Genomic DNA, 25,656 nt, shown 5'->3' with positions numbered 1-25,656 from the left:
GATCGAGAATTCAAGCGTCGCCATGGAATCCTCCTGTCCGTGCATCGACGGTGCAGTGCATGAAAACAGTGCGCTTGCAGAAAATCGGGGGATTCATCATTCAAGGACAGAAGAACCCTTCGCTCATGCAGAACGCGAACCTATATAGACACTTGGATCGTAAGCCAAGCGCAGCGATTCGCTATTAACGGATTCGGTCGAGCGGTGCCTCTAATCAGGTTTATCCGAGTTTATCTGCCGCGTCGCCGCATTATTAGGCAAGTTTACCTGGGAAATCAACCACATTCCATCTTTGTGCGCCTACAAGCTGCGCCTATCTTCCGAGGCGTTGAGCCACGCTTGCTGTAGAAGCTGGCATTTTCGAAAGGAGATGGACATGTCAAGCGCGTTCAGGTATCCAGGAGAATTCGAACCGCAGACCGATGTTTTCGTCGAGTGGCTTCCGTACGCCGAGCCGATCAAAGGCTACGATGCGCTCGAGCCTGCCGTCGAAGTCGTGCGTAACCTGCTCGACGAGGTGAAAATCCACATTAATTGCTGTCCATATGTGGAAGGTCTCAAGGAATCGTGCGTCAAGGCGCTTGAAACCGCCGGGATCGACGTGGATCGAATCGATTTCACGGCATTCAACGAGGATCCGAACTCGTTCTACTTCCGAGACAACGGCCCCAATGTCATGGTCAACGACGAAGGCGAGACGTTGGCGGTGAATCCGAGCTGGAGCTTCTACGGACGCTACGAGAAGAACGAGGGCTTGCGCGATTGCTCTCGTAAAATTGGCGTGCAAGCCGCTATTGAGCTGGGTTGCTACGATATCGTGAGCTCTGACCTGGTTTCTGAAGGAGGCGATCGCGAATTCAACGGCGCCGGTGTTTTGATCGCCATTGAAGACACTGAAGTTCGCAAGCGCAATCCTGAATACAGCAAAGAGCAAATCGAAGAAGCATATAAGAAGCTCTGGAACGTCGGGAAGATCATCTGGTTGCCTCAACCTATGGTTGATGACGATGATTTCCGCATTGCCCCACTTGACTACAAGGCGGACGGAACTCCCGTCGTTGGATCGAGCTTCGCCGCCCATAGCGACGAAATGTGTCGCTTTATCGGCAGAAATAAAATCTTGCTCGCCGAAGTCACCGAGGAAGAGGCTGCGTCCAGCCCGGTTTCGAAGGAGAACAAGCGTCGTCTTGATGCATGCTATGAGATTCTGCGCAATGAAACCGATCTCGAGGGAAACCCGTTCGAAATCATCCGCATTCCAACCTCGGCTCATATTGAGTATATCCAGAGTCCCGGAGATGATCTGTACGACTACTATCACGAGCTTGTCGGCGACGCCTTCATGGATGGCACTCCCTGGCCGGAAGGACGCGACCTGCATCTGTTCGCCGCAACGAGTTACTGCAATTTCCTAGTCTGCAACGGTGTGGTTTTGGGCCAGCGCTATTGGCGCGAAGGGATGGACCGGGCTGTCAAGGAAAAAGACGAGCAAGCCGAAGCGGTGCTCAACCGATGCTTCCCCGATCGCAAGGTCGTCATGATCAACAGCCTTGCCTTGAACATGGCAGGTGGCGGCGTGCATTGCTGGACCAAGAACGTCTTCGTTCCCGCGAATGCGCAGTAGCGAACCTCCCAACGTATCGAGCCGTCACATTTCTATGAAAGGAACGATCATGCGCAATACTCTTCGTGGCCAGGATTTCATCAACTTGCGTGACCTTACGCCCGACCAGTTCCGCTATCTGCTTGATCTGGCGCATACCCTGAAGGCCGAGAAGCGCGCCGGCGTCGATCAGCGTCGTTTCGTGGGGAAGAACGTCATGGCTCAGTTCGAATGGAGCTCAACGCGTACCCGCTGCGCGTTCGAGACCTCGTGCAACGATCTGGGAATCGGTTTTACGTACTTGTCTAACTCCCATGTTGGAGTGCAAGAGACGGTAAAGGATACCATCCGTGTGTTTTCCGAGATGTATGACGCTATCGTTTGGCGTTCGCAGGGTCCCGAGAGGTTCATGTACGAAATCGCCGAATATGCCGACATCCCCGTTATCAATGCCTTGACTACCGAGGACCATCCCACGCAGATGCTTGCCGACGCCATGACGCTCGAGGAGTTGTGGGGCGGTGCCGGTTCCTGCAAGGGTAAGAAGATGGCCTATCTCGGAGCTGCGGCTATCGAGCCTCTATGGTATGGCCGCATGTGCGCATATATGGGTATGGACCTGTATGTCATCGGTCCTGATCTGTACGATCACAAGATGCTTCCCGAATATGTTCAGGAGCTTGAGGAGACCTTCGCCAAGCACGCTCCCCATAACAAGTTGATCATCTCCGATGACCTCAGCCTGTTGAAGGGCATGGATGTTCTTACTACCGAAGAATGGGAGTATACCAATTCCTCAACCGGCGACGACCACGGTTACGACTCCTGGATGCACTATGCCAAAGAATTGATTCCTTATCGCTTGACCAGCGAACTCATGGAAATTGTAGACAACCCTGATTGCATCGTTCTTCATATGCTGCCTTCCCTGCATAACGCTGACCACTCCTTGGGCCGGCAGCTCGTCGAGCAAGCTCCAACTCAGGAGGCCAGGAATCTTATAGTTTCCGGTCTTGAAATTTCCGATGAGCTGTTCGAGAAGCACGCTCATGAGATTTTTCGCGAAGCAGGCAATCGTCAGCACACCATCAAGGCCGTGCTCACGGCATGCATCGGTTGCTAGCTGACTAATCGAATCTGACGCAGGTCGCGTGAGTCTAGGTTCAGGCGACCTGCATGCGAGGTGATTTCCATGGAAAAGACCAAGGGGCTTCATCGTGCCTGGCTCGTCATGCTGGGATGCGGCATGCTCATCGCTGGGTCCGTGACGTTCTATACCGTTGTCATAGGTAACTTTTTCGTTCCTGCGGCGGCCGATCTCGAGGTCGACTATTCAAGCATCTCTCTGTACACGACCGTCGTGTATCTGGGAATCGCATGTGGGTTACCTTTCGTAGGCAATCTGCTTCATAAGATACCTCCGGCAGGTATCGCAGGTTTTGCGGCTCTGCAATCTGCCATCGTTGCACTTCTTGCTTTCAGCGACAGCATAGTCTTCTGGTGGATAGGCGGCTTCTTCATCGGTGTCGGCATGTCTTTCACGAGCATTGTGTTCATTTCCACCGTCTTGACGAATTGGTTCACCAAGAAAACCGGTTTTGCCATCGGTGCAGCGTGGGGTCTTGCAAGCATCGTTTCGGCCATTATGAGTCCGCTTTCCGTCACGCTTATGGACGCCATTGGCTGGCGGTCGGCCATGATCGTTTTCGCTGCCATTGGGGCCGCATTGGCTATTCCCGCCGCCTTGTTCATGGTTTCGTACAGTCCTGATCGTAAAGGCATGAAATCTTACGGTTACGAGCAGGTCGCGGGTGCTGAGGGTGAAACCGAGCCGCTCGTCGGCGTGCCAGCGAAGCATGCGTTGAAGTCCATGTCTTTCGTCCTGGTTGCATTGGCGCTTGCTCTTACTCAAATCGTTTCAGTCATCAACGCATATTTTCCGGTGTATGCCGAAAGCGTTGGCTTCGCTCCGACGGTAGGTGCGCTGATGATTTCGGTGGCCCTCATCTTCGACATCGTGCTCAACGCTACTGTAGGAGCCACTATCGACAAGGTAGGAGCGATACGCGGTTTCGTTTCATGGATGGCGGTTTCGGTCGTTGCCATGGTCATTCTGATGTTCAGCGCCGGTCAACCGCTTCTTGCGTATCTTGGCGCTGGCTTGGGCGATGCGCTCTACGTCCTTTTGGGCGTCGGTATTGCATCGGTCGTTTCCCATGTGTTCGGGACGAAGGATTACGGCAAGATTTTTGCATACATATCGATGATAGGTTTCGCTGCCGGGTCGGTCGGAGGATTCGTGATCACTAGGCTATACGAGGTCACTGGTTCGTTTCAGATGGTGTTCGTGTTCTGCATCGTTGTGTGTGTCGCTATCTGCGGTTGCGTCCTTCTTGCCAACGCATTGGGCAAGAAGCTTCCGCGCGTGTCTGACGATGAATAGCTGTTTTGCATTCTGACGAGAGAACGCCGCTTTGCGTGGATGCAAGGCGGCGTTCTTGATGACGTAGCAATTCCGTCGACCGTAGCGTATGTATCGTCGTCTACCGAGAACAACGCTTAATTCAACTCCCGACGAGCAGATCGAGACCGTGGTCGCCCGCATCGAATCACTGTAAGGTTTCAGGAAGAGCATCCTCCGTTCATGTCGAAATTGCGCATTGCGCGACATTGCTGCTATCATAGGTTGGTCTTTTAGGGGACGGAGGAGTTCGTGCATGCGTGTCGCCGATGCCTCCCGAGTCGAATAACTGACGTGACGAAACGATACAGGAGCATTACCACCATGACCGAACCAAGCTCTGTACGCTCGATCCGGGATTTCTCCCGCCGAAATTTCGTCAAGCTCGCCGGCCTCGCCGCGCTGGGCATGACGTTCCCGCGCCTCGCGTACGGCGCGGAGTCCGACGATCTCGATGCCAAGGCGAAGGCTCTCGAAGGCAATCTTGCCGATCAGCAGGCTCAGTACGACGAGCTTTCCGCCAAGCTCGATGTTCTGAAGCAGCAAGTCAACGATGCGCTCGTCGCCTACGACAAGGCCGCTGCCGCCCATGAGGCCGCCGTTCAGGCGGTCGAAGACGCCCAAGTGCGCGTCGATAACGCGGAAGCCGCCCTGGCCGACATCCAGACTCAGCTGTCCGACCGCGTGACCAACATCTATCGCCAAGGCGAGCCGGGCATCTTCGACGTGCTCTTCGACTCTTCGTCGTTCGAGGAGTTCGTGACCAGCTGGGATGCCATGTCCCGCATCAGCGCGCAGGACGCCGATCTCGTCCAGCAGTCCAAGGATGCCAAGGCCGAGGCCGAAGCCGCCCATAAGGAATACACCGAGCAGGAAGCCAAGGCCGCCGAAGAGCTTCAGAAGGCGACCAAGGCCAAGGACGATCTCGAAGCCGCCCAGGAAACCCTGCAGAAGCAGGTCGACAAGATGGATCAGGACATCATCGACCTTCAGCAGGAGATCGAAGCCACGCGCATGGACGCCGACGCCGCGCGCGAGAAGGAAGAAGCCGCCGCGAAGGCCGCTGCCGAGGCTCTTGCCAAACAGAAGTCCACGGCCCGCTCGTCCGCCAGCTATTCGTCCGCATCCAGGTCCACGTCTCCGTCCATCTCCGTCGACGGCTGGGTGAACCCGGCTCCGGGCAAGCACGTCACGAGTCCCTTCGGCTGGCGTGCCTCCACGGGCACCTTCCACCAGGGCGTCGATCTGAGCTGCTCGTACGAACCTTGCTACGCCATCGGCGACGGCACGGTGTCGTTCACGGGCTGGCTCGCGTCGACGAGCGGCCTGTCGGTCGCCATCAATCACGGCGGCGGCACCGTTTCCTGGTATCTGCACGGTTCCGAGGCGCTTGTGAGCTCCGGATCGTCGGTTTCCGCCGGCCAGCAGGTGATGATCACCGGCAACACCGGCCATTCCACCGGCCCGCACCTGCATTTCCAGATCAACGTCAACTCGCCTGACGGCATCTACGGAACCGCCGTCGACCCCCAGCAATACTTCAGCTGGTAAGCCCATCCGTCATCATGCTCTGACGAAGCGGTCCGCGCAATCGGGCCGCTTCTTCTTCTCTCGGAGAGGTGCCGCCCGTGCCCGACTTCTCGCTCCATCACGACTATCCCGGCGATCCCAAGCGTCCTGAAGCCCGCATCCTCGCCGTCGAGGAGCTTTCTCCCGCCGACGACGCCGGCTTCACGCCGGGGTGCGTCATCACGGCCGTCAACGGGCATCCTCTGCGCGACATGATCGATTGGCAATGGTATTCCGACGGCTTCGAGGTCACGCTGTCCTACGTGGATACCGAGGGCGATTCGGGCGAGGTCACGCTCGAACGCGAAGACGGCGAAAGCTGGGGCATCACCTTCGACGGTGCCATCTTCGACGATATCAAGACCTGCCGCAACGCCTGCGTGTTCTGCTTCATGCGCCAGCTTCCCGCAGACGCGCGCGATTCGCTCATGCTGCGCGACGACGACTGGCGCCTGAGCTTTCTCCAAGGCAACTTCACCTCGCTCACAGCGCTGACCGACGAAGAGGCCGACGAGATCATCGAACGGCACGTATCGCCTCTGCGCGTGTCGCTGCATTGCATCACGCCCGAAGTGAGGCGCACGATGATCGGCCGCCATGCGCCGCACGGCGTCGAGATGATGGAGAAGCTGCTCGCCGGCGGCATCGAGATGTACATGCAGATCGTGCTCGTGCCCGGCATCAACGACGGGCGCGAGCTCATGAAGACGCTCACGTGGGCCTATGCGCACGAAGGCGTCGCGAACGTCGGCATCGTTCCGATCGGCTTCACCAAGCACCAGACGCGTTTCGAGCGCAGCTTCACGGAACCCGATCAAGCGCGCGAAGTCATCGATATCGTCTCGCGCTTCCAAGCCCATGCCCAGGCGGAGCGCGGCTGCGCGTTCGCGTATCTCGCCGATGAATTCTATTGCAACGCCTATCCTGACGATCTGCTGGATCATCTTCCTCCGAGCAGCCATTACGGCGACTTCGACATGTTCGAGGATGGAATCGGCATCATCCGCGCCACGGTGAACGAATGGGAAGAGGCGGGGGAGGGCATCGATGCGCTTGCACGGGCCCTCGAAGAGGAGGACGCCCATGTATATTACGTGCTCGGCTGCGCTCAGAAACCCGCGTTCACGCCGATCGTTGAGTCGAGCCCGCTTGCCGGGCGCCTCATGCCGCTCTATGTGGAAAACGAGTATTTCGGCGGCAACGTCAACGTTACCGGGCTTCTGACCGGGACAGACGTCGCCCGTGCCTTGCGCGGCGTATCGGCGCGCGATTACGTGGTGCTGCCGCGCGTGATGTTCAACGCCGACATGATGACGCTCGACGACATGACCGTCGACGATATCCGGGATGCGGCGGGCATGCCGGTCACCGTGGTATCCTGTGACCCCAAAGAATACGTGCATCAGATCGAAGAGCTAGTAAGAGGATTGTGATCATGGCATTGCCAATCGTCGCCGTCGTAGGGCGCCCCAATGTCGGCAAATCGACGTTCGTGAACCGCATCACGCACGGCAACGACGCCATCGTGCATGAGATGCGCGGCGTCACGCGCGACCGCTCGTATCACGAGGCCGAATGGAGCGGCGTTCATTTCACCCTCATCGATACCGGCGGTATCGAGATGGGCGACGACGACGTCTTCCAGGGCTCCATTCGCGAACAGGCGTTCATGGGCGCCGAAGAGGCCGATGCGATCGTTTTCATCGTCGACGGCAAGACGGGCATCGCGGCCGATGACGACGCGGTCGCCCGTATCCTGCGCAAGACGTCCAAACCGGTGTTCTTGACCGTCAACAAGATGGACAATCCTGCCGACGAATCGGCGATGTGGGAATTCTACCAGCTCGGCCTAGGCGATCCGTGGCCCATCTCATCCGAGCACGGGCACGGTACGGGCGATCTGCTGGATGCCGTGATCGACGTCATCCGCGACATTCCCGAGCGCGAGCCCGAGGAGCGCGAGAACATCGTCAACGTGGCCATCATCGGGCGTCCTAATGCGGGGAAGAGCTCGCTTACGAATCGTCTGATCGGCAAAGAACGCTCCATCGTGAGCGACGTCGCCGGCACGACGCGCGACGCGATCGATACGACGATCGAGCATGAAGGCACCTTCTACACGATCGTCGACACGGCCGGCCTGCGCCGCAAGGCCCAGATCGACCAAGATGTCGAGTATTACGGGTTCGTGCGCGCCATGCGTGCGATCGATCGCGCCGACGTGGCGCTGCTCGTCGTGGATGCGACCCTCGGCCTGACCGATCAGGACCAGCGCGTCGCCGGCTATGCGCATGAGCGCGGCTGCGCGCTTGCGATCCTCTTGAACAAGCGCGACGCGGTCGAATCGGGCGATACCTTGAACGCGTTGCGCGAAGATATCGAGGAGCGCATGAACTTCGTGAAGTACGCGCCGGTCTTGAGCATCTCGGCGCTGACGGGCAAGAGCGTCGATCGCATCTGGAACATGATCGACGACGTCTTCGCCAGCTATTCGGCGCATATCACCACCGGCAAGCTCAATGCGTGGCTCCAGACCATCCGCGAATTCGGCTTCACGGTCAGCAAGGGGAAGCGGCGGCTCAAGCTCAAGTACGTCACCCAGACGCGCACGTGCCCGCCGCAGTTCACGGTCTTCTGCAACATGCCCGATCTGGTCAACGACAATTTCGAGCGCTATCTGGAGAACCGCTTCCGTCAGACGTTCGAGCTTCCGGGCACGCCGATCGTGTTCAAGTTCAAGAAGCGTGATTGACCGAGGTATCGCCGGCGCCGGAGGATGTCCGGCGCCTGTTCGTTTCATCAGGGACTTGCAGGTACGTTACGGAATCGAGGTCGGCATTCCATGTCGTTGGGCATCGCGTTCGGAATCTTCGCGGTCACATTCCTTCTCGGGTCCATCCCGTGGGGCGTCATCGTGTCTAAGACGATCTACCATACCGATATCCGCGAACATGGCTCGGGCAATATCGGGACGACGAACGCGATGCGCACGATGGGCAAGGCCGGAGGAGCGGCGGTGTTTCTGCTCGATTTCTCCAAGGGGCTCGCTTCGGGCGCCATCGCCTGGGGCTGCGCGCACATGGCGCCGCCCGATGCCGCGATCCTGACGCCTGCGCTCATGGGCGCGGTCGCCGCCTGGGGTTGCGTATACGGCCATATCTTCAGTCCTTGGCTCTCTTTCAAGGGCGGCAAGGGTATCGCCGTCGCGATCGGGGCTCTCTTCGTCACGTTCGGCTGGATCGGCGCCTGCATCGAGCTTTTCGCCGTTTTCGCGCTGCTCGTCATTCTCACGCGCTACGTTTCGGTTGGATCGATCGCCGCCGCCGTCGCGTGCCCGTTTGTCGCGGCGGTGCTGTTCTGGGGCGACTGGCCTGCCATTGCCGTCTATGCGCTCGTGGGCGCGACGGTCGTGTGGGCGCACCGCTCGAATATCGCGCGGCTTGCATCCGGAACCGAATCGAAAATCGGATCGAAGAAGGGGACTGCATGATGGACGCGCAGGTCGCGATCGTAGGCGCGGGGTCGTGGGGAACGGCTTTGGCGCAGCTTGCCGCCACGGCGGGAAACGATGTGCGCCTATGGGCGCGTAAGGAAGAAGTCGCACGCGGTATCAACGCCGATCACGTCAACCCTCGCTATCTGGCCGATGCGCGCCTGAGCGAGCGCATCGAGGCCTCGACCGATATCGTGCGCGTGGTCGGCGGCGCCGATGCCGTCGTCATCGTGACGCCTTCGTCGGTCATGCGCGAGACGGCCCGCGCGATCGCTGTGCACGTCGGCGCGAAAACGCCTGTCGCCCTTGCGGCCAAGGGCGTCGAGGCCGAGACGGGCATGCTGCCGGTCGAGGTATTCGACGAGGTGCTGGGCGGCCTCGGACGGCTTGCGGCGCTGACCGGACCCAACCATGCCGAAGAGGTCGTGCGGGGCGTGCCGTCGGGCACGGTCGTCTCGTCGTACGTGCCGCGTACGGCGCGATTCTTCCAGAGCCTGCTGTCCACGGAATCCTTCCGCATCTATGTGGGCAACGATGTCGTGGGCGCCGAGGTGTGCGCCGCGTACAAGAACGTCATCGCCATCGCCGTGGGTGCGTCCTACGGTCTCGGCATGGGCGATAACACGGCGGCGCTTCTGATGACGCGCGGCCTGGCCGAAATGAGCCGTCTGGTCGCGGCTTGCGGGGGCAATGCGATGACCTGCATGGGCCTTGCCGGCATGGGCGACCTCGAGGTCACGTGCATGAGCCCGCACTCGCGCAACCGCACGTTCGGATACGAGCTTGCCCAGGGCGTCACGCTCGATGCGTACCGCGCGCGGACGCACATGGTGGTCGAAGGAGCGCTTGCGTGCCGCACATTGCACGATCTGGCGCTCGCGCACGACGTGGACCTTCCTCTGGCGCGTACCGTCCGTGCGATCGTCTGGGAAGGCTACGATGCGGTCGCGGCCGCCCAGGATCTTCTGGATCGTCCGCAGAAGCCGGAGTTCTGATACCGATCTATCCAAAACGTCTCGTCGCCTTACTGAGCAACTCGAATTTTCTGTAAAAAGTTACCTAAAGGTTACTATGGCAACCTCGCGCGGGTCGCGCACCGCTCATAATCGAGCGTGGACACAGTGTGCGCTGCAGGGAATCGCGCGATTGAAGGCCGAAAGGCCGCGATTCGGTCGTGCATCCGCGCTTCGGCACGGATGCACTATGGGCCGAACGGCGATTTCGAACGATGCATCAGGAGCCGCAGCGCCCGACGATGGGAGTTCGAGAAATGGTGAAAGCGTATCGCATTCATGCAAGGCGGGCGAAGAGCTCGAAACGCGGGGTAACGGCCGTTCTCCTTGCGTTCGTGCTTGCGTTCTCGATGGTGCCGACCGCTGCGGCGGCCGGACCCGAAGAGCCTGCCGAATCGCAGGAAGGCCAGACCGTTTCGGCGCCGGAGAATGCCGATTCCGCAGCCGAAGCACCTGACGTCCAGGTCGCTTTTGCGCCACCCGTTTCGCCGGAGGATGACGAGGAGAGCGCGACGCACGAAGCAGCATCCGAAAATGCTGTTCCGACCGAAGCGGACGATGCAGGCGAGCCCTCCGCGCCTGCGTCCTTCGACAAGGATTTCAAAGACGGAAAGACCGGCATCCGGGCGCACGTCTCCATCAAGAACCCTTCTGAAAACGACGATCCCGAAGGATACGCCTTCTCTGTCAAAGAGCTTTCCGGGTCGCAACGCGTCGATGCCCTGTCGCGTGCCGGCATCGACGATGCCTCGGGCGTCGCCGCCTTCGCGCTGAGCTTCGCCAAGGATGGGAAGGAATACTCCTTTGCCGATGCCGATGCGGTCGATGCATGGCTTCCCGGCACGGAGGGATCGTCGGTCGTTCGCCTCAGCGACGGCAAGGCGAAGAGGCTTTCAGCATCTCGCGACGCCGATGCGCTCAAGGTGAGGACGAACGGCATGGGTTGCTTCGTCGTGGCGCCTCCTGCCGCCGAAGAAGATCACGGGGCGGCCGATGCAGATGCGGCCTCCGACGATGCGGTCGTCGAGGAAGCCTCCGACGACGGACATGCCTTCCAGCAGACGCCGCCTGCATCCGACGGCCCGGATGCAGGCGAAGGCTCCGATGCGGGTGCGTCCGTCGCGAACGGGAGCGCCATCCTGCACAGCGCATTTGCATTCGAGGGCGGCGGACTGCCATACAGCAGCGCCGAGCTCGCACCCGGAACCTATACCGTTTCAGCCAATATATCCATGATGACGCCGCTCGGAATCCCCGGGTATACGACCAATCCCATCAACCCTGAGGGCATCGGCGGCAAAGCGGGCATTCCCGATATGCCCGTGAGCCAGAACGCCACGCTCGTCGTCGGCGCCGACGGCTCGCGCACCCTGACCGTCGACCTGGTGAATCCGGTCTTCACGGTCCAGAGGGCGCAGAACGGCGCGAACCTGTCCGTCCTCGATGCCGCCTACGTTCCTATCGAGCAGAAGGCCGACGACGAGGACTACAACCAGCAGGTCGCGCAGGCCGGCGTCACCCAGCGCATCTCGCGTCTCACGCTCGGCCTGAACGATTGGAGCGGGCTGTACCGTTTCGGCGGCTGGTCGGTGTATGCGACGACGCTTAACACCTTCTTCCCGAACGCCGCGTATCCCGCCATCTCGTCTCTTGATGTGAGCGTCGATCTGAAGACGGCCGTCAAGAAGGTCGAAGGCGACCGCACGTGGTCGTTCGAAGACGACGCAACGGGCGTGAGCCTCGATGTGCGTGCGGATGCGGGATCGTCTTCGATCGGATCCCTTGACAAGGCGTCCTTGCGCGTGCGGAAGATCGACGACGTTTCGACGCGCGCCGCCGTGTCCGCCCTTCTTTCCCAACGCTACGTGAGCGTTCCCGATTTCGCCCTTTACGATGTGCAGCTCATCGCCGATGGCGATCCTGTCGCCCTCGACGGGAAGACGACAACGCATCTGAGCATGCCGGCATCCTCCGGATCGAGCCTGGACTCGTATGCGAACGGCATGCTGACAGATCTTGCCGGCACGATCGAAAACGGCCGCATCTCGGCCGCGCCGGGCGCGCTCGGCACCTTCGTGCTCGCATCCTCCGGGGATTGCGAGAAAAGGAAGTGGTCCCGGACCCTGAAAGATCCGGCCACCGGCGTCTCCATGTCCTATGCGACCGACGGCACGCCCGAGACGCCCCTTATCGCCAGCACTCCTGAAGAGTCGTGCCAGATGCTCGAGTGGTATTCCGAGTATCTTTCCCTTCCTGCCGTCAACAAGGCCGACGAGGCGACCAGGAAATCCGCGCTCGCCCTCATCACGCAAGAAGGGTCGCTTGCGAACCCCGAGCTTTCCGGAATCTACGCGGCCGGAATGTCCATGGAAGCCCTCATGGGGGTTCCCGCCAATCTGCTTGGCGGAGGAATCGCTCTGTCGGATGCGTGCAATCCGACGAGCATGGCCATTCCCATGGCCTCGCCCGATTCCTCGGTCTACCTTGTCACGGGCACGGTCGGATCAGGCCTGACGAAGGTCAAGAAGCTTTCGGCGACCGTCGACGGCGGCTACGGCATCGTCTCGCTCACGAAGGAATCGACGGGCATGAGCGCGGCTGCCGTACCGCTCTTCAATGCGGCGGCGAACTTCGACGGGACCGCGCAAGGCCCGCTTTCCTCCTCTTCCGAGATAGGGTATCTCGTCGTGGCGTCTGCAGGGTCCGTCTCTCCTGAAGAGCCGCCGAGCGATACGCTTTCCCCCGGCACCTACGAAGTGACGGCCAATCTCGCCATGCCCGGACAGTACAACCCGGCCATCAAGGGACTCACGGTGTATGCGAACAGCCCCGACAACCCGTTCGGTCCGACGATCGACGAGAACTCGGACGTTGCGGTCAGGGGTACCGTGCCGAGCGTGCCCATGAAGGCGAACGCGCGCATCGTCGTGTCGAAAGACGGAAAGAAGACCCTGGTCCTGCCTGTGCGTAATCCCATCTTCACCACGCAGTCCCTCGGCACCTGCGCGACGCTTGGCGACGTTCGCACCGAACGCGTGAAGCCGACTGCGGGCGGAGGGAGCTTCAGCGGCACCTACGGGCGCATGAAGGACCGCATCCATATGATGTCGGCCACGCTTCCTGCAGATGCGTCTTCAGGCATCGGCACCTACGATTTCAAGGGCAGCGTCCTGTACGCCGTCCCGCTCGATCTGACGCTTGCGCCTTCGGGGGATGTATCGCTGCAGCTGACGGTCGATTACGGCAGCATGAAGAAGGTTTCGGACAGCACGGATGTTCCCGCCTTCGCGCGGCCGGGAGAGAGTCCTTCCGATCCCGGCATAGATCCAGGGCCAACCCCCGATACGCCGAATCCCGAATTCGATCCCTCGAATCCGGGCGGCGGCTCGAATCCGGGCGACGACCCGTCTTCGAAGGATCCCGCGACGTCGGACAAGCCTTCCGGCGAGTCCGGCACGCTTGCCGCCGGCACGTACACGGTGTCCGCGAACATCTGGGTCGATAAGTCGACCGCGGGCCTTCCGCTTCAGCCCCACTTCACGAATCCGTCGTTCCCGCCGAAGGATCCGGTTTCCGACAACGCGACTTTGAAGGTCGAATCCGACGGCCATGCCTACGTGACGGTCCCCATCGTCATCCAGGACCGCATCATGCATGTGAAGAGCATCGGAGGCTTGAACATCGTCGATTCGTCGAGCTCGGGCGGCGGGCTTACGAGCATCACGGTCGATCTGGGCGTCCTTGATGCGAGCGACAAGGTGATCAGGAAGAACTGTTCGGCATCCATCGAGCTCGGCTCGCTTGCGCGCACCATCATCGGCGGAGAGGTGAACCGCAACTGGTCATGCTTCTTCCAGGTGAATTTCAGCGGCGTGCCTAATTCCGGCGGCGGCACCATTCCCGCCGCCGCGCTCGCCGCGATGAACGGCGAGACGTCGGCCCAGTCGAGCGGGGCGGTCAAGGCCGCGAAGGACGATGTGTCCGATGCAGCCGCGAAGGCTGCCGAAGAGGCGCGCGCCGCACGCGATGCCGCAGGGACGTCTGCTGCATCGGCATCCGGCGGCGCCGTCGCCTCCGCCGTGTCCGACATCGCCGACGCCGCCGCGCGCAATCCCGTGGCCGCCGCCGTCGCAGGCCTGTGCGCGCTTGCCGCGATCGGCGGAGCCTCATACGTTTTGATCAGGCGCCGCATGCAGGGCATGCGCGCAGTGGAAGGAGGGGAGTAGACGATGCTCTCCCGCAGAAGGTTCATTCTCGGCTCGAGTTTGGCGGTCGCGTCGTTAGCCGTCACAGGTCTTGCCGGCTGCGCATCTTCGGATAAGACGGTCGCTTCCGATGCCGGCGCCGCCCCCTCATCCATGGCGCAGCCCGAGAGCCGCGCGCTCATGGGAAGCCCCGATCCCTGCACGGCGCGCATCGGGCTCATCATGGGGCCTCCTTCCATGGGGCTCTCCCAGCTCATCACTGCGGCGAACGAGGGCGTGACGGAGAACTCCTTCGAGTTCACCGTGAACGGCGTCGACTATATCGGCCTTTCGGCCGCATTCAACGAAGGCGACTACGATATCTGCACGCTTCCTTCCAACATAGGCCCCATCCTCTACAACAACCACGATCTCCAGAACGAATACGAGATCATAAGCATCAACAACCTGGGCGTCCTCTACGTCATGACGACCGATCCGAGCATTTCGGGCATGTCCGACCTCGTCGGGCGCACGGTCTACAGCTACGGCGAGGGCGGCACGCCCGAATACACCATCGAGGCGCTGCTGAAGAAGATGGGCATGGCCGATTCGTTCAACCTCGAATTCAAGAGCACGCCTTTCGAGATCCTGAATCTGCTGCAGCAGGAGGAGAACTGCGTGGCCATCCTGCCGCAGCCCTTCGTATCGCTTTCGAAGATCATGGTGGATCCCCTCTACGTGCCGGTGGACATCACCGACGAATGGGATAAGGCGTTCGCCGACACGGGAAGCCAGGCGGTCACCACCACGACGATCGTCAACCGTCGCTTTCTCGAGGAGCACGAGCAGGCGGTCATCGAATACCTTCAGCTCATGAAGTCATCGGTCGCCTGGACGCTCGAGAATCCCGCCAGCGCCGCAGCGCTGCAGGAAAGCCTCGGCACCTTCCTCAACAACGACGTCGCGCTCGATGCCATGACCCAGATCTCGCTCGTCGCCCTGACCGGCACCGAGATGCGCACGGCCATGTCGGGCTACGTCAAGGAGCTCTACGATGCCAACCCCGACTCCGTCGGCGGGGCCATTCCCGGCGACGATTTCTATTACCTGCCGCCCCGCGGCTATCTGGGCGAGGAGTGATCGCGCGGATGGGTCGTATCGGGGATGCGCTTTCTCGGATGCGCGTGCACGACGCGTCCGACGGGAGCGCGGGCACGCTTCCGCGCCTCGACGTCGTGGCCGAGGCGCTCGGCCTGCCTGAAGAGCGCGTCGCGATGATGGTCGCCCAGGTGCGCAAGAACGGGCTTGACGAAGCGCAGATCGCCCCTATGATGCAGATGGCATCGTCCAAGGGCTTGGACCCTGAGCTCATCATGCAGATGCTGACAGGCATGGGCGCATCCAGGGCCCGCGTGGCCGAGCTCATGCGTGCCCAAGGCATCTTGTCCGACGAAGAGGCGAGCCGCTATATCGACGAGGACGAGCGCTTGCAGACCGAGCGCCTCGCCGAAGAACGACGGCGGAAGCGGCGCGAGCGTCTGCGCAAGGCTCTTGTGATCGCGTTCTGGATTCTTGTGTGGCAGGGGCTTGACCTCGCGATGAACAACAGGCTCGTGCTCGCCGGCCCCATCCGCGTCATGCAGGCGCTTGCCGAAGGCGTCGTCGAGCCGGGGTTCTGGCTGAGCTGCTCGGCATCGTTCGCGCGCATCGCGGCGGGATTCCTGCTTTCGTTCTTCGTGGGCATATCCCTTGCGCTCCTTTCGCATCATGCGCGCATCGTGCGCGACTTCGTGGAGCCCGTCATCTCCCTTCTGCGCACCATTCCCGTCGTGAGCATCATCATCATGCTGCTCATCTGGGTCGGCAACCAGATGCTCACCGTGTATCTGTCGTTTCTCATCGTGCTTCCCATCATCTACACCAACATGCTCGCAGGGCTCGAAAACGTCGATCCGCGCATGCTGGAGATGGCGCGATGCTATCGCTTGGGATGGTGGCGCACGTTCATGTACGTGTACCGTCCGGCGTTCATGCCCTTCCTCAAGAGCAGCTGCAGGCTTTCGCTCGGCATGAGCTGGAAGGCCGGTATCATGGCCGAAGTCCTGGCCACGCCCAAGCCGTCGATCGGCAAGGAGATGGCCCAGGCGCGCACATTCCTCGCCACGCCCGACCTCTTCGCATGGACGGTCGTGGTCATGATATTGAGCTGGGGTTTCGAAAAGGCGTTCATGGCTCTGCTCGACGCATTGGGGCGTCCGCTCGGTTCGCTGCTCGGGGTTCGCGATGAGAAGGAGGCGAAGGTGCGATGAGCATAGAGGTCTCAGGCGCCTGCAAGTCCTTCGGCGCGACGCGCGTGCTGTCGGATCTGAACCTGACCATGCAGGACGGCGGCATCTATTGCCTGATGGGTCCATCAGGCGCAGGGAAGACCACGTTTTTGCGCATCCTTCTTGGGCTCGAAACGCTTGACTCGGGAACCGTGACGGGCCTTGCCCGCGGCGAGGCGTCGGCCATGTTCCAGGAAGACCGGCTGTGCGAATCGCTGACCTCGATCGACAACGTGGCGCTCGTGCTCGGCCGTCGGACGAGCCGTCGAAGCGTCAAAGAGCTTCTTGAAGAGCTCCTTCCGCCTGAATGCCTCGACCGTCCCGTGACGAGCCTTTCGGGCGGCCAGCGCCGCCGTGTGTCGCTCGTGCGGGCGGTTGCGTATCCGGGCGCCGCCATCATCATGGACGAGCCGTTCACGGGACTCGATGCGAAGACCCGTCGCCAGACGATCGAGTTCGTGCTCGCGCATAGAGGACGGCGCACGCTGCTCGTCTCCACGCATGGAGAAGAGGACGCCGCCCTGCTCGGTGCGCAGAAGCTCATGCTTTCCGATCTGCAGGGGCGCGATCGGCGGCCATCCGATCGCGTAAACGTCGAGAGGAGCCTGCGATGTCGATAGACGATAAGACCATGGCGCGCATCAAGGCCTCAAGCCCCTTCGCCGGCGTTGCGGAGGAGGACATGGAAGCCTTGGTCGATCAGCTGCATGCGTATACGCGTGCTTACGCGAAGGATACGGTGATCAGGCACGCCGGCGATGAGCTCGATTTCTATCCGGTCATCCTCGAAGGAGAGGTTCAATCGGCCATGCCGCGCGGCGAAAGCGAGCAGATCATCGCCCGGTTCCTTCCCGGGGAATCCTTCGCCGAAGCGGTGCCGGGCGGCCCGGGCGTCTGTCCGGTCAATATACGCGCCCTGTGCGACACCGTGCTCCTGCAGATTCCGGCCCAGGGCTTGAAGCACTGCGCCCATCCGTCCGCCTCGATCGTGCAGGCGAACCTCATGCAGATGATGGCGCGGCGCATCACCTGGCTTTCCAAGAAGATAGCCCTGCTCAACGAGCCGCGCTTGCGTAAACGCATCCTGCTGTTCCTGGAAGACCAGGACAAGGAGGAGGACGGGAGCATACGGGTCTATTTCTCGCGCAAGGACATGGCCGAATACCTGGGCGTCAACGACAAGGCGCTGCTGCGCGAGATCAAGCGAATGCAGGAGGAGGGCGTCCTCTGGGTCGAAGACCGACGGTTCCGCATCCTTCGCCGCTGAGGGTTTCATATCGAGCATCCGGAAACCAGACCGCCTTGCGGCCCGGGCGCGTCCTGCGTTTTTCGGGACGGCCTGTATAGAGAGAAAGGCACCGACATGATCGGAGACACCGCGAAAACCATGCGTGAGATCTGCGAGGACGAGCCTCTGTTCGAGGGCTTCCTGCAGTCCAAAGGATTTCCCTTCTCGATCGACAATCCCATAACCGAGATCGTGAGCTTCGACGACGTCGCGCAGATGAGGGAGCTCGACAAAGACGGGTTCCTCGCGGAATTCGAAGCGTACAAAGCCCAGCGCGCCTAGGACCGCTGCGGGATCGGGAAGAACCAAGGGGGAACCATGCTCTTTCTGGGCATAGACATCGGCGCTTCGACGATCCGGCTCGCTGTCGTGGACGGCTCGGGCGCGATCGTCCGCATGCTGCGCGAAAGCCATAAGGGCGCAGCCGTCGCGTGCCTGAAACGCATGCTCGCGCATCTTTCGGACGAGATCGAAGGCGAGGTCTGCACCGCGTATGCGGCAAGCGGCTCAGGCTGTTCGCTGCTGCGCGATTTCGATCGCTCCGTCCGTGCGCTCGAGGATGTTCCGGCCATAACCCGAGGCCTTTCCGCCATTGCCCCCCATGCGCGCAGCGTTGTCCAGATCGGCGGGCAGAGCGCATGCTTCATAGCCCTGTCTGAAGACGGGTCCGCGCCTCGGTTCGCCATGAACGAAGGCTGCGCCGCAGGCACCGGTTCGTTCTTCGAGGATCAGATGGAGCGTCTCGGCCTGCGCATCGAAGACTATTCGCGCCTGGTGGCGAATGCGCGAAGCGTTCCACGCCTCTCGGGGCGATGCTCGGTTTTCGCGAAAACCGACATAATCCATCGTCAGCAGGAAGGCGTTCCCGTCGAAGACATCCTGCTCGGTTTATGCTTCGCGACGGTCAAAAGCTACAAGGCGACGATCGTTCGGCGCATGCCCGTCAAGGCTCCCGTCGCGCTGACGGGCGGCACTTGGCGAAACGCTGGAGTCGTGCGCGCCGTGCGCGAATCGTTCGAGCTTGGGGACGACGAGCTGCTGGTAGGAGAAGAGCTTGAGTTTGCCCAGGCCGTGGGGGCGGCGTTGCATGCCCGGGATGGATTCGCCGGGCGTGATGATGCGGATGGGACGCGCGATGGAACACGAGACGGAACGTCGCGTTCCGCCCTTTCCGCAACGAACGGCATCGACGAGGATGCGCTCGAACGGCTCGCAGGGCTGCTCGAGGCGAAGTCCCTCGACGACGCGCTTCCGCGCTGCGCGCCTCTCGTGGACCATGGATACGAGCCGGGGGAAGGGTACGTCTGCCGTCCTCGGCCTTGGCGCGCAGGGCCTGATGGGCGCGTCTCCTGCGTCATAGGAGTCGATGCCGGATCCACAAGCACGAACATCGCGGTCGCGGATCTTGAAGGGCGCCTTCTCGATGCCCAGTACCTGCGCACGCGCGGGGATGCGTTCTGCGCTGCGCGCGACGGGCTTGCCGCCCTCGGCAAGCGCCTCGGCGACGAGCTGGACGTCAGGGCTGTCGTCACGACGGGATCGGGGCGTTCTCGTCTGGCCGAGCTCATCGGTGCCGATCTGGTGCGCGACGAGATCACGGCGCAGGCGCGCGCGGCAGCCGAGGTCGATGCGCGCACGGATACGGTGTTCGAGATAGGCGGCCAGGATTCGAAGTACGTTTCGATGGCGTCCGGGCAGGTCGTCGAATTCCAGATGAACAAGATTTGCGCTGCCGGCACCGGTTCGTTCGTGGAGGAGCAGGCCGCCCGCCTGGGAATCCCGCTGGATGAATTCGGTGCCCTCGCGCTTTCGAGCACGGCGCCCGTCGATCTGGGGGAACGCTGCACCGTATTCGTGGAGACCGCCATACACGCCGCGCTCGCCAAGGGAGCGCGCCTGGAGGACGTCGCCGCCGGGCTGTGCCAGTCCGTCGTGCGCAACTTCCTGCATCGCGTCGTCGGTTCGCGTCCCGTAGGGCGGCATGTGGTCCTGCAAGGCGGCGTCGCCTACAATCCCGGCATCGTCGAGGCTTTCCGACAGCATCTCGGCGACGCATTGCGCGTCTCTTCGCACTTCGCCATCTCGGGAGCTTTCGGCGCAGCCTTGCTTGCGCTCGATGAGCTTCGCTGCTCCGATTCGCTTCTTCGCAAGGAGGGAAGCGTCTTTCGCGGCTTCGACCTTTCGAGGGCGGTCGGGACGCGTGATGAGGCCGATGCGCAGGAGCGAGAGACCAACCGTATCCTGTTCAAGGAGACGCAGAGTCTCATGCTCGATGGATACGTCCCGTCGCGCGACGCGTCGAAGAAGACCGTCGGCATACCGCGCAGCCTGCTCATGTACAAATTCTTCCCTTTGGCGAATGCGTTTTTCACCCAGCTCGGCTTCAACGTGCTCCTCTCCGACGCCACCGATGAGGAGACGGTGCGTGCAGCTCAGGAGCATGCCGCAGGGGAGACCTGCTATCCGATCAAGCTCATGTACGGGCATATGGCCCAGCTCGCCGATGCCGGCGTCGATTACGTGTTCATGCCGACGGTGCATACCATTCGGCATGTGACGAGCCGCGTGAGGCATAACTACGGGTGCGCCTATATGCAATCGGCCCCGAAGCTGGTCGCGGAATCCCTAGGATTCGAGGAGCGCGGCATCGAGCTGCTCTCTCCCATGCTCGACATGGATTTCGGCCAAGAATCGCTGGCATCCGCGATGCTCGGCGTCGGAGAGCGGCTCGGGTTCGATGCGCGGAGCACGGCGAAGGCGATGATGGCAGGCGGATTCGCGGTGCAGAAGCTTGATGCGAGGACCGAAGCGATCGGCCAAGAGCTTCTGGCAGGGCTCGGACCCGACGATCGCGCCCTCGTGATCGTGACGCGCCAGTACGGCATCAACGACCCCGTGCTCAATATGGATATCCCGAACCTGCTCATCGACCGAGGCCAGAAGGTCATCGCCCTTTCGAATCTCAGGGCGCACGACATCGACGTCAGCATCGACTATCCGGGCGTCGTCTGGCCGTTCGGCCAGCATATTCTTGCGGGCATGAAGCTTATCCGACGCGATCCGCGCCTGTTCGCGGTGTACCTCACCAATCACGGCTGCGGGCCCGACGCCATGCTGTCGCATCTCGTTGCAGAGGAGATGGGCGATAAACCCTATCTGCAGATAGAGGTGGACGAACACTTTTCCAAAGTGGGCGTCATCACGCGCATCGAAGCCTTCCTGAACGCGATCGCGCATTGGAAGGAGGAAGGGGCGCCGACGCGGGCCTTGGCGCACGTGGTCGATGACGAGGGGTATGCATCGCTTGACGACGGCGTGCGGACGTTCATTCCGTCCGTCGGCCCGTATGGCGACATCATTGCGAGCGTGATGCGGCGGCGCGGCGCCGATATCCGGTTGATGGGTTTCTCCGAGCATTCGCGCGAACGTGCCGCCCGCGAGCTGTCGAGCAAGGAGTACTTCAGTTTCTCGTGGCTTTTAGGCATGGGTATCGAACAGGCTGAGCGTGCGCATGATTCGGCATCCGACGTGCGGCTGGTCATGCCGGTGTCCGCTTCTGCCGAAGCAGACGGCCTGTACGGACGGGTTCTTCGCGCCGTCCTCGACCGCCGCGGGCTCACGCATGCGCGCGTCGCGTCGGTGATGTTCGAACGGCTGCCCTGGCGTGTGGGGTCAGACGTGGCGCAGGATGTCTTCCGCGCAGTCCTTGCAGGCGATATTCTGCTTGCGGCGCCTCCTGCGCTGCGGGGGAGGCTTCTTGAGCGCTTCATGGCCGGCGCGATCGATGAGGACGTCCTTCTCGAAGCGGCCGCGGAAGCACGGCGGCATGCGCATGCATCTTCGAAGGTGCTCTTCGCGTGCGGGGAATGGCCGTTCGTCTACGACGATGCGCTCGTCGATGGGACGTGGTCGAGGCTCGAAGACGACGGCTTCGTCGTCAGGCGCATGCCGTTGTCCGAATACCTGCTCTTCGCCTGGATCGACATGGCGCACGAAGATGAACGGGTGCGACCGCGCACCCCGTTTTTCATGGATCACGTTCTCGATAGGACGTCGGAAGCCGGCACCCGCGTTTCGCCCGTGGCTCCCGAGCTCGAGAACCGGCTTCGTGCGCATAGGCGCGACGACGACCTCGCGCTCGAGGAGCCTTCGACAGAGGAGAAGCGTGCGATCATGCGCGGCTTCGGGGGGCTTATGGCACGCGTATCCGAAGCGCTCGGGCCGTCGAGCCCCTTCGCGAAGGATTTCCCGGCGCTCTTCGATCATGCGGATGAGATCGTCGGCCCCCTGATGGCCGGCAACGGCAGATATCGGGCCGCCAAGGCGCGCGATGCGTCGAGGGATGCCGATGCCGTCATCCTCGTCGCGTCCATGTACGAGAACGTCGATCTCGTGCTGAAGCTCGCAGAACGCAGGATCGCGTGCGAGGCGCCCATGCTCAGCCTCGCCTTCGACGGCACTCTCGACCAAGGAAACGAGGAACGCCTCCGCTCCTTCCTGTATTACTTGAGATAGCCGTCGCGCGCGCAGTGCGATGGACGTCGCGGATCGTGCGCCGCGCGATTGACGAGGGGGGTCGCATGCGGAGTGCTGTCGAAAGAGGGCGCGCGGGCTTTTTCGCGCGCCCTTGGATCCTATGCCTTCAGGGCCTCCGCCCACACCTGTTCCTTGAAACCGGTCAAGACGATGTCGCCATTGATGAGGATAGGGCGTTTGACCAGCATGCCGTTTGTTGCCAGCACCTCGATGATCTCGGCATCGTCGGCGTGCGCGAAACGGTCCTTGAGCTTCATTTCACGATAGAGCATGCCGCTCGTGTTCACGAACCGCTTGATGGGAAGCCCGCTCATCCGTTGCCATGCGGAAAGCTCGGCGGCTGTCGGGTTGTCCTCCACGATGTGGCGGTCGGTATAGCCGAAGCCCGCATCGTCGAGCCACTTCTTCGCCTTCTTGCAGGTGGAACACTTAGGGTATTCGATGAACAGCATGATGCCTATGCCTCCTTCACGGCGCCGTAGCGTTCGTAGTAGGCATCGAGCGCGGCCTTGATGCCGTCGTCGATGACGACGCGCCCGCAGACCTTACGGCCGTGCAGATGCGCGGTGACTTCTTCCATGTCGACGATGGCGGCGGTGGGAAAACCGTAGCGCTCGCGCACCTCGTCGAGCGCGGCCATCGTGCCGCCACGTCCGACTTCCATGCGGTTGAGCGACACCATAAGCCCTCTGACCTCGATGTCCGCCTGGGATGTGATGATCGGATAGGTTTCTTCGATAGACTTGCCCGAGGTGGTCACGTCTTCGACCATGACGACGCGATCGCCGTTCTTCAAAGGCGATCCGAGCAGGATGCCGGCATCCCCGTGGTCCTTGGCCTCTTTTCGGTTGGAGCAGTAGCGCGCTTCCTTGCCGTAGAGCTCATGCAGGGCCATTGTGGTCACGACGCTCAGGGGAATGCCTTTGTAGGCCGGTCCGAAGACGACGTCGAAGTCCAGCCCGAAGGCGTCGTGAATGGCGCGCGCATAGTAGATTCCCAGGCGGTGCAGCTGATCTCCCGTGACGTAGGCGCCCGCGTTCATGAAGAACGGGGAGGTGCGCCCGCTCTTGAGCGTGAATTCGCCGAACTTAAGGACGTCGCTTTCGACCATGAACTCGATGAATTCCTGCTTGTACTGCTCCATCGTGCGTCCTTTCGGGTCGGGTGCGCCGCACGCGCGGCGCGACGGCATGCGAACCGCCGTGCGCGTTTCGGCGTATACACGCTCATGTATCGTGCATCAGGTCCTTTTTCAGGTGATTTCAATGCCATGCGCGTCTTCTTGCGCTTGAAGCGCGCTGCCATCTTACTATAGTAGGCGCAGGAGCGGTTCGCGTTCTGTCGAGACGATGCAGAGGCATGGCGAAGGGGGAGCGGCGCATGAAGGCGATCGAAGGGGGCCGACGTGCGAAGGCAGGAGAAGGGGAGGTCCGTATGGAGACGGCCGAGAGAGGCGCGCGCATCCGTCACGTGCTGCTCGTGATCCTGCTTCTGAACCTGGGCGTCGCCTTGGCGAAGATCATCTGCGGCAGCGCGTTTTCGTCCGAATCCGTGCGCGCCGACGGCATCCATTCTCTCTTCGATTCGGCGGGAAACGTCGTAGGTCTGGCGGGCATCGTCATCGCCGCCCGTCCGGCCGATCGCGACCATCCGTACGGCCATGCCAAGTACGAGACGTTCGCGAGCTTGTTCATCGGGATGCTGCTCGTGTTCGCGGCCTACGAGGTAGGATGGAACGCCGTGCAGTCGCTCATGAGCGGCGAGTCCCATGTCGTGGCATCTCCTGTCGCATTCGCCGTGATGGTGGTCACGCTCGTCATCAATCTGGGTGTCACGACATATGAACGAAGGCAGGGCAGGGCGCTCGGCAGCGCCGTGCTCGATGCCGACGCGAAGCACACGCTGTCGGATGCGCTCGTCTCCATAGGCGTCATTGCGGGACTCGTGCTTGTGAAGCTCGGATTTCCCGAGGCAGATGCCGTAGCGGCGCTCGTCGTGACCATCGCCATCTTCTCGACGGCGTTGTCGGTGCTGAAAGACGTGACCGAGACGCTTTCGGACGAGGCTCGTGTGAATCCGGAGCGCATCAGGTCGTATGTGCTCTCTATCGAAGGCGTTGCGGCGTGCCATAACATCCGTACGCGCGGCCCCGAAGGCGAGGTGTTCGCGGATCTGCATATCCTGGTCGATCCGGATATGAGCATCAGCCGCGCGCATGCGATCGGAAATGCCGCCGAAGCGCTCATCAAAGAGAGAATTCCCCAGATCCGCGAAGTGCTCGTGCATCTTGAGCCCGCTACCGCCCAAGAGCTTCACGAAGACGATGTGCCGCTCGAGACCGAAAAGACGTCTTCCTAACAAGGCGAAAGACGGGTTCTGTCGGGATCCGATACGGTTTACGGGATGTCGATCGGGCCGTCGGCCGACGTGTCTTCCAGGGTTGCGCGGGATCGGTCGAAGTGCGTTCGTTCCTCTCCTATAATTGCGGCTCCACGAGAGACAGACGCTCGCACGCTCCGTCACGGAGGTGCCGATGGGAGATTGCATCATGACCGATGAAAGGAATGCGGAAGCCGTCTCGGCGCGCATCCGCGCGCTTGCGCTGGCTCAGGAACGCGCGGCCGACCTGCTCGATGCCGCACCGGCCGCCGATGCGCTGAAGGGTTTTCGAACGGCCTTCGAAGCGGCGGGCCTGGACGCATCGGCCTTTCCAATCCTTTCGCTCGATGCGCTGGCCGCACAGTTTGACGTCGTCTATGCGCTTGAGGACGAAGGAACGTATCTGCTTCAGGAATCCCGATACGTCGGCGACCCTCTTTCGGTGGAAAGCGCGATCAAGCGCACGTTCGACAGCATGGGATTCACGGGTTCGAACGCGAGCTTCCCGTTCTGCCATATAGCGAACGAACTGCGATTCCTCGCGTTCGTGCTGAACGCGTGCGAAGACGCGCGCGCAACCGGCGATGCGCGAGGAGCGATGCGCTTCGCGGGGGTCGCCATGAATTTCCTGGTCGACCACCTAGGCTACCTGCATCAGATGGCACTTGAATGCGACCTGTTCGAGGCACCCGCATATGCGGAGATCGCACGTGCGATCGAGATGCTGGCCAAGGTCGATCGCGAAGCGTTCATCGGCTTCATGCGGCCGCTTCGATAAGAAGATCGGTCGGCTGGATGAA

Annotated in this window: 19 protein-coding genes; 17 read left to right on the top strand and 2 right to left on the bottom strand. The window is 61.5% G+C overall.

Translation table 11 applies throughout. The features are described 5' to 3' along the window. Positions 1-370: 370 nt before the first annotated feature. The 15 genes from HMPREF1155_RS06825 to HMPREF1155_RS06755 all read left to right on the top strand — a co-directional run bounded on the left by HMPREF1155_RS06825 (position 371) and on the right by HMPREF1155_RS06755 (position 22,456). Positions 371-1,624, top strand: a complete 1,254-nt coding sequence (locus HMPREF1155_RS06825; RefSeq protein ID WP_202898215.1) for an agmatine/peptidylarginine deiminase — start codon at positions 371-373, stop codon at positions 1,622-1,624. 49 nt (positions 1,625-1,673) lie between these two features. Then, positions 1,674-2,726, top strand: a complete 1,053-nt coding sequence (locus HMPREF1155_RS06820) for an ornithine carbamoyltransferase (protein ID WP_039993462.1) — start codon at positions 1,674-1,676, stop codon at positions 2,724-2,726. 69 nt (positions 2,727-2,795) lie between these two features. Further along, positions 2,796-4,046: an MFS transporter gene (locus HMPREF1155_RS06815; RefSeq protein WP_009078139.1), complete on the top strand. Its 1,251-nt coding sequence runs from the start codon at positions 2,796-2,798 to the stop codon at positions 4,044-4,046. 342 nt (positions 4,047-4,388) lie between these two features. Next, a complete protein-coding gene (locus tag HMPREF1155_RS06810) occupies positions 4,389-5,615 on the top strand; it encodes a murein hydrolase activator EnvC (protein WP_009078457.1) in 1,227 nt (408 codons plus the stop codon). Positions 5,616-5,692: 77 nt separating this feature from the next. Further along, a complete protein-coding gene (locus tag HMPREF1155_RS06805) occupies positions 5,693-7,066 on the top strand; it encodes a DUF512 domain-containing protein (protein ID WP_009078653.1) in 1,374 nt (457 codons plus the stop codon). Positions 7,067-7,068: 2 nt separating this feature from the next. Beyond that, on the top strand, positions 7,069-8,385 hold the full coding sequence (gene der, locus HMPREF1155_RS06800) for a ribosome biogenesis GTPase Der (protein WP_009078190.1): 1,317 nt from the start codon (positions 7,069-7,071) through the stop codon (positions 8,383-8,385). 90 nt (positions 8,386-8,475) lie between these two features. After that, positions 8,476-9,123: a glycerol-3-phosphate 1-O-acyltransferase PlsY gene (gene plsY, locus HMPREF1155_RS06795; protein ID WP_009078210.1), complete on the top strand. Its 648-nt coding sequence runs from the start codon at positions 8,476-8,478 to the stop codon at positions 9,121-9,123. Beyond that, positions 9,120-10,121 (top strand): NAD(P)H-dependent glycerol-3-phosphate dehydrogenase, encoded by a 1,002-nt coding sequence (locus tag HMPREF1155_RS06790; RefSeq protein ID WP_009078444.1) that lies wholly within the window; start codon positions 9,120-9,122, stop codon positions 10,119-10,121. The genes plsY and HMPREF1155_RS06790 overlap by 4 nt, the downstream gene beginning before the upstream one ends. 275 nt (positions 10,122-10,396) lie before the next feature. Next, positions 10,397-14,365, top strand: coding sequence for a hypothetical protein (locus tag HMPREF1155_RS06785; RefSeq protein ID WP_009078240.1), 3,969 nt, complete (start codon positions 10,397-10,399; stop codon positions 14,363-14,365). Between the two features lie 3 nt (positions 14,366-14,368). Further along, positions 14,369-15,466 (top strand): hypothetical protein, encoded by a 1,098-nt coding sequence (locus HMPREF1155_RS06780; RefSeq protein ID WP_006361295.1) that lies wholly within the window; start codon positions 14,369-14,371, stop codon positions 15,464-15,466. 8 nt (positions 15,467-15,474) lie between these two features. Then, a complete protein-coding gene (locus HMPREF1155_RS08795; RefSeq protein ID WP_009078567.1) occupies positions 15,475-16,635 on the top strand; it encodes an ABC transporter permease in 1,161 nt (386 codons plus the stop codon). After that, entirely contained in the window at positions 16,632-17,273 is a 642-nt protein-coding gene (locus HMPREF1155_RS06770; RefSeq protein WP_006361297.1) for an ATP-binding cassette domain-containing protein, read from the top strand. Before HMPREF1155_RS08795 ends, HMPREF1155_RS06770 begins: the two co-directional genes overlap by 4 nt. Next, the gene (locus tag HMPREF1155_RS06765) at positions 17,264-17,920 is read left to right on the top strand and encodes a Crp/Fnr family transcriptional regulator (RefSeq protein ID WP_006361298.1); all 657 of its coding nucleotides are present in this window, start codon (positions 17,264-17,266) and stop codon (positions 17,918-17,920) included. Before HMPREF1155_RS06770 ends, HMPREF1155_RS06765 begins: the two co-directional genes overlap by 10 nt. 96 nt (positions 17,921-18,016) lie before the next feature. Continuing rightward, positions 18,017-18,223 carry a hypothetical protein gene (locus HMPREF1155_RS06760; protein WP_006361299.1) on the top strand — a complete coding sequence of 69 codons (207 nt, stop codon included), beginning with the start codon at positions 18,017-18,019 and terminating at the stop codon, positions 18,221-18,223. Between the two features lie 36 nt (positions 18,224-18,259). Then, positions 18,260-22,456, top strand: a complete 4,197-nt coding sequence (locus HMPREF1155_RS06755) for an acyl-CoA dehydratase activase (RefSeq protein ID WP_009078605.1) — start codon at positions 18,260-18,262, stop codon at positions 22,454-22,456. Positions 22,457-22,575: 119 nt separating this feature from the next. Here the strand turns inward: HMPREF1155_RS06755 and HMPREF1155_RS06750 are convergent, their stop codons facing one another. Both HMPREF1155_RS06750 and pyrE read right to left on the bottom strand, forming a co-directional pair. Next, the gene (locus HMPREF1155_RS06750; protein WP_009078276.1) at positions 22,576-22,929 is read right to left on the bottom strand and encodes an arsenate reductase family protein; all 354 of its coding nucleotides are present in this window, start codon (positions 22,927-22,929) and stop codon (positions 22,576-22,578) included. 5 nt (positions 22,930-22,934) lie between these two features. Next, positions 22,935-23,621, bottom strand: coding sequence for an orotate phosphoribosyltransferase (pyrE, locus tag HMPREF1155_RS06745; RefSeq protein WP_009078459.1), 687 nt, complete (start codon positions 23,619-23,621; stop codon positions 22,935-22,937). A 236-nt stretch (positions 23,622-23,857) separates the two neighbouring features. Between pyrE and HMPREF1155_RS06740 the strand changes: the two genes are divergently transcribed. Then, entirely contained in the window at positions 23,858-24,835 is a 978-nt protein-coding gene (locus HMPREF1155_RS06740) for a cation diffusion facilitator family transporter (RefSeq protein ID WP_009078561.1), read from the top strand. 175 nt (positions 24,836-25,010) lie between these two features. After that, positions 25,011-25,634 carry a hypothetical protein gene (locus HMPREF1155_RS06735; protein WP_009078586.1) on the top strand — a complete coding sequence of 208 codons (624 nt, stop codon included), beginning with the start codon at positions 25,011-25,013 and terminating at the stop codon, positions 25,632-25,634. Positions 25,635-25,656 lie beyond the last annotated feature (22 nt).

The sequence above is a fragment of the Slackia sp. CM382 genome (assembly GCF_000293015.1).
GTDB lineage: Bacteria > Actinomycetota > Coriobacteriia > Coriobacteriales > Eggerthellaceae > Slackia > Slackia exigua.
Note: the sequence above shows the minus strand (reverse complement) of the source record. Positions and strands in the feature narration are given on the sequence as shown.

Coding starts and splice junctions, on each gene's coding strand:
- HMPREF1155_RS06825 (WP_202898215.1), top strand. CDS start 371: ATGGACATGTCAAGCGCGTTCAGGTATCCAGGAGAATTCGAACCGCAG.
- HMPREF1155_RS06820 (WP_039993462.1), top strand. CDS start 1,674: ATGCGCAATACTCTTCGTGGCCAGGATTTCATCAACTTGCGTGACCTT.
- HMPREF1155_RS06815 (WP_009078139.1), top strand. CDS start 2,796: ATGGAAAAGACCAAGGGGCTTCATCGTGCCTGGCTCGTCATGCTGGGA.
- HMPREF1155_RS06810 (WP_009078457.1), top strand. CDS start 4,389: ATGACCGAACCAAGCTCTGTACGCTCGATCCGGGATTTCTCCCGCCGA.
- der (WP_009078190.1), top strand. CDS start 7,069: ATGGCATTGCCAATCGTCGCCGTCGTAGGGCGCCCCAATGTCGGCAAA.
- plsY (WP_009078210.1), top strand. CDS start 8,476: ATGTCGTTGGGCATCGCGTTCGGAATCTTCGCGGTCACATTCCTTCTC.
- HMPREF1155_RS06790 (WP_009078444.1), top strand. CDS start 9,120: ATGATGGACGCGCAGGTCGCGATCGTAGGCGCGGGGTCGTGGGGAACG.
- HMPREF1155_RS06785 (WP_009078240.1), top strand. CDS start 10,397: ATGGTGAAAGCGTATCGCATTCATGCAAGGCGGGCGAAGAGCTCGAAA.
- HMPREF1155_RS06780 (WP_006361295.1), top strand. CDS start 14,369: ATGCTCTCCCGCAGAAGGTTCATTCTCGGCTCGAGTTTGGCGGTCGCG.
- HMPREF1155_RS08795 (WP_009078567.1), top strand. CDS start 15,475: ATGGGTCGTATCGGGGATGCGCTTTCTCGGATGCGCGTGCACGACGCG.
- HMPREF1155_RS06770 (WP_006361297.1), top strand. CDS start 16,632: ATGAGCATAGAGGTCTCAGGCGCCTGCAAGTCCTTCGGCGCGACGCGC.
- HMPREF1155_RS06765 (WP_006361298.1), top strand. CDS start 17,264: ATGTCGATAGACGATAAGACCATGGCGCGCATCAAGGCCTCAAGCCCC.
- HMPREF1155_RS06760 (WP_006361299.1), top strand. CDS start 18,017: ATGATCGGAGACACCGCGAAAACCATGCGTGAGATCTGCGAGGACGAG.
- HMPREF1155_RS06755 (WP_009078605.1), top strand. CDS start 18,260: ATGCTCTTTCTGGGCATAGACATCGGCGCTTCGACGATCCGGCTCGCT.
- HMPREF1155_RS06750 (WP_009078276.1), bottom strand. CDS start 22,929: ATGCTGTTCATCGAATACCCTAAGTGTTCCACCTGCAAGAAGGCGAAG.
- pyrE (WP_009078459.1), bottom strand. CDS start 23,621: ATGGAGCAGTACAAGCAGGAATTCATCGAGTTCATGGTCGAAAGCGAC.
- HMPREF1155_RS06740 (WP_009078561.1), top strand. CDS start 23,858: ATGAAGGCGATCGAAGGGGGCCGACGTGCGAAGGCAGGAGAAGGGGAG.
- HMPREF1155_RS06735 (WP_009078586.1), top strand. CDS start 25,011: ATGGGAGATTGCATCATGACCGATGAAAGGAATGCGGAAGCCGTCTCG.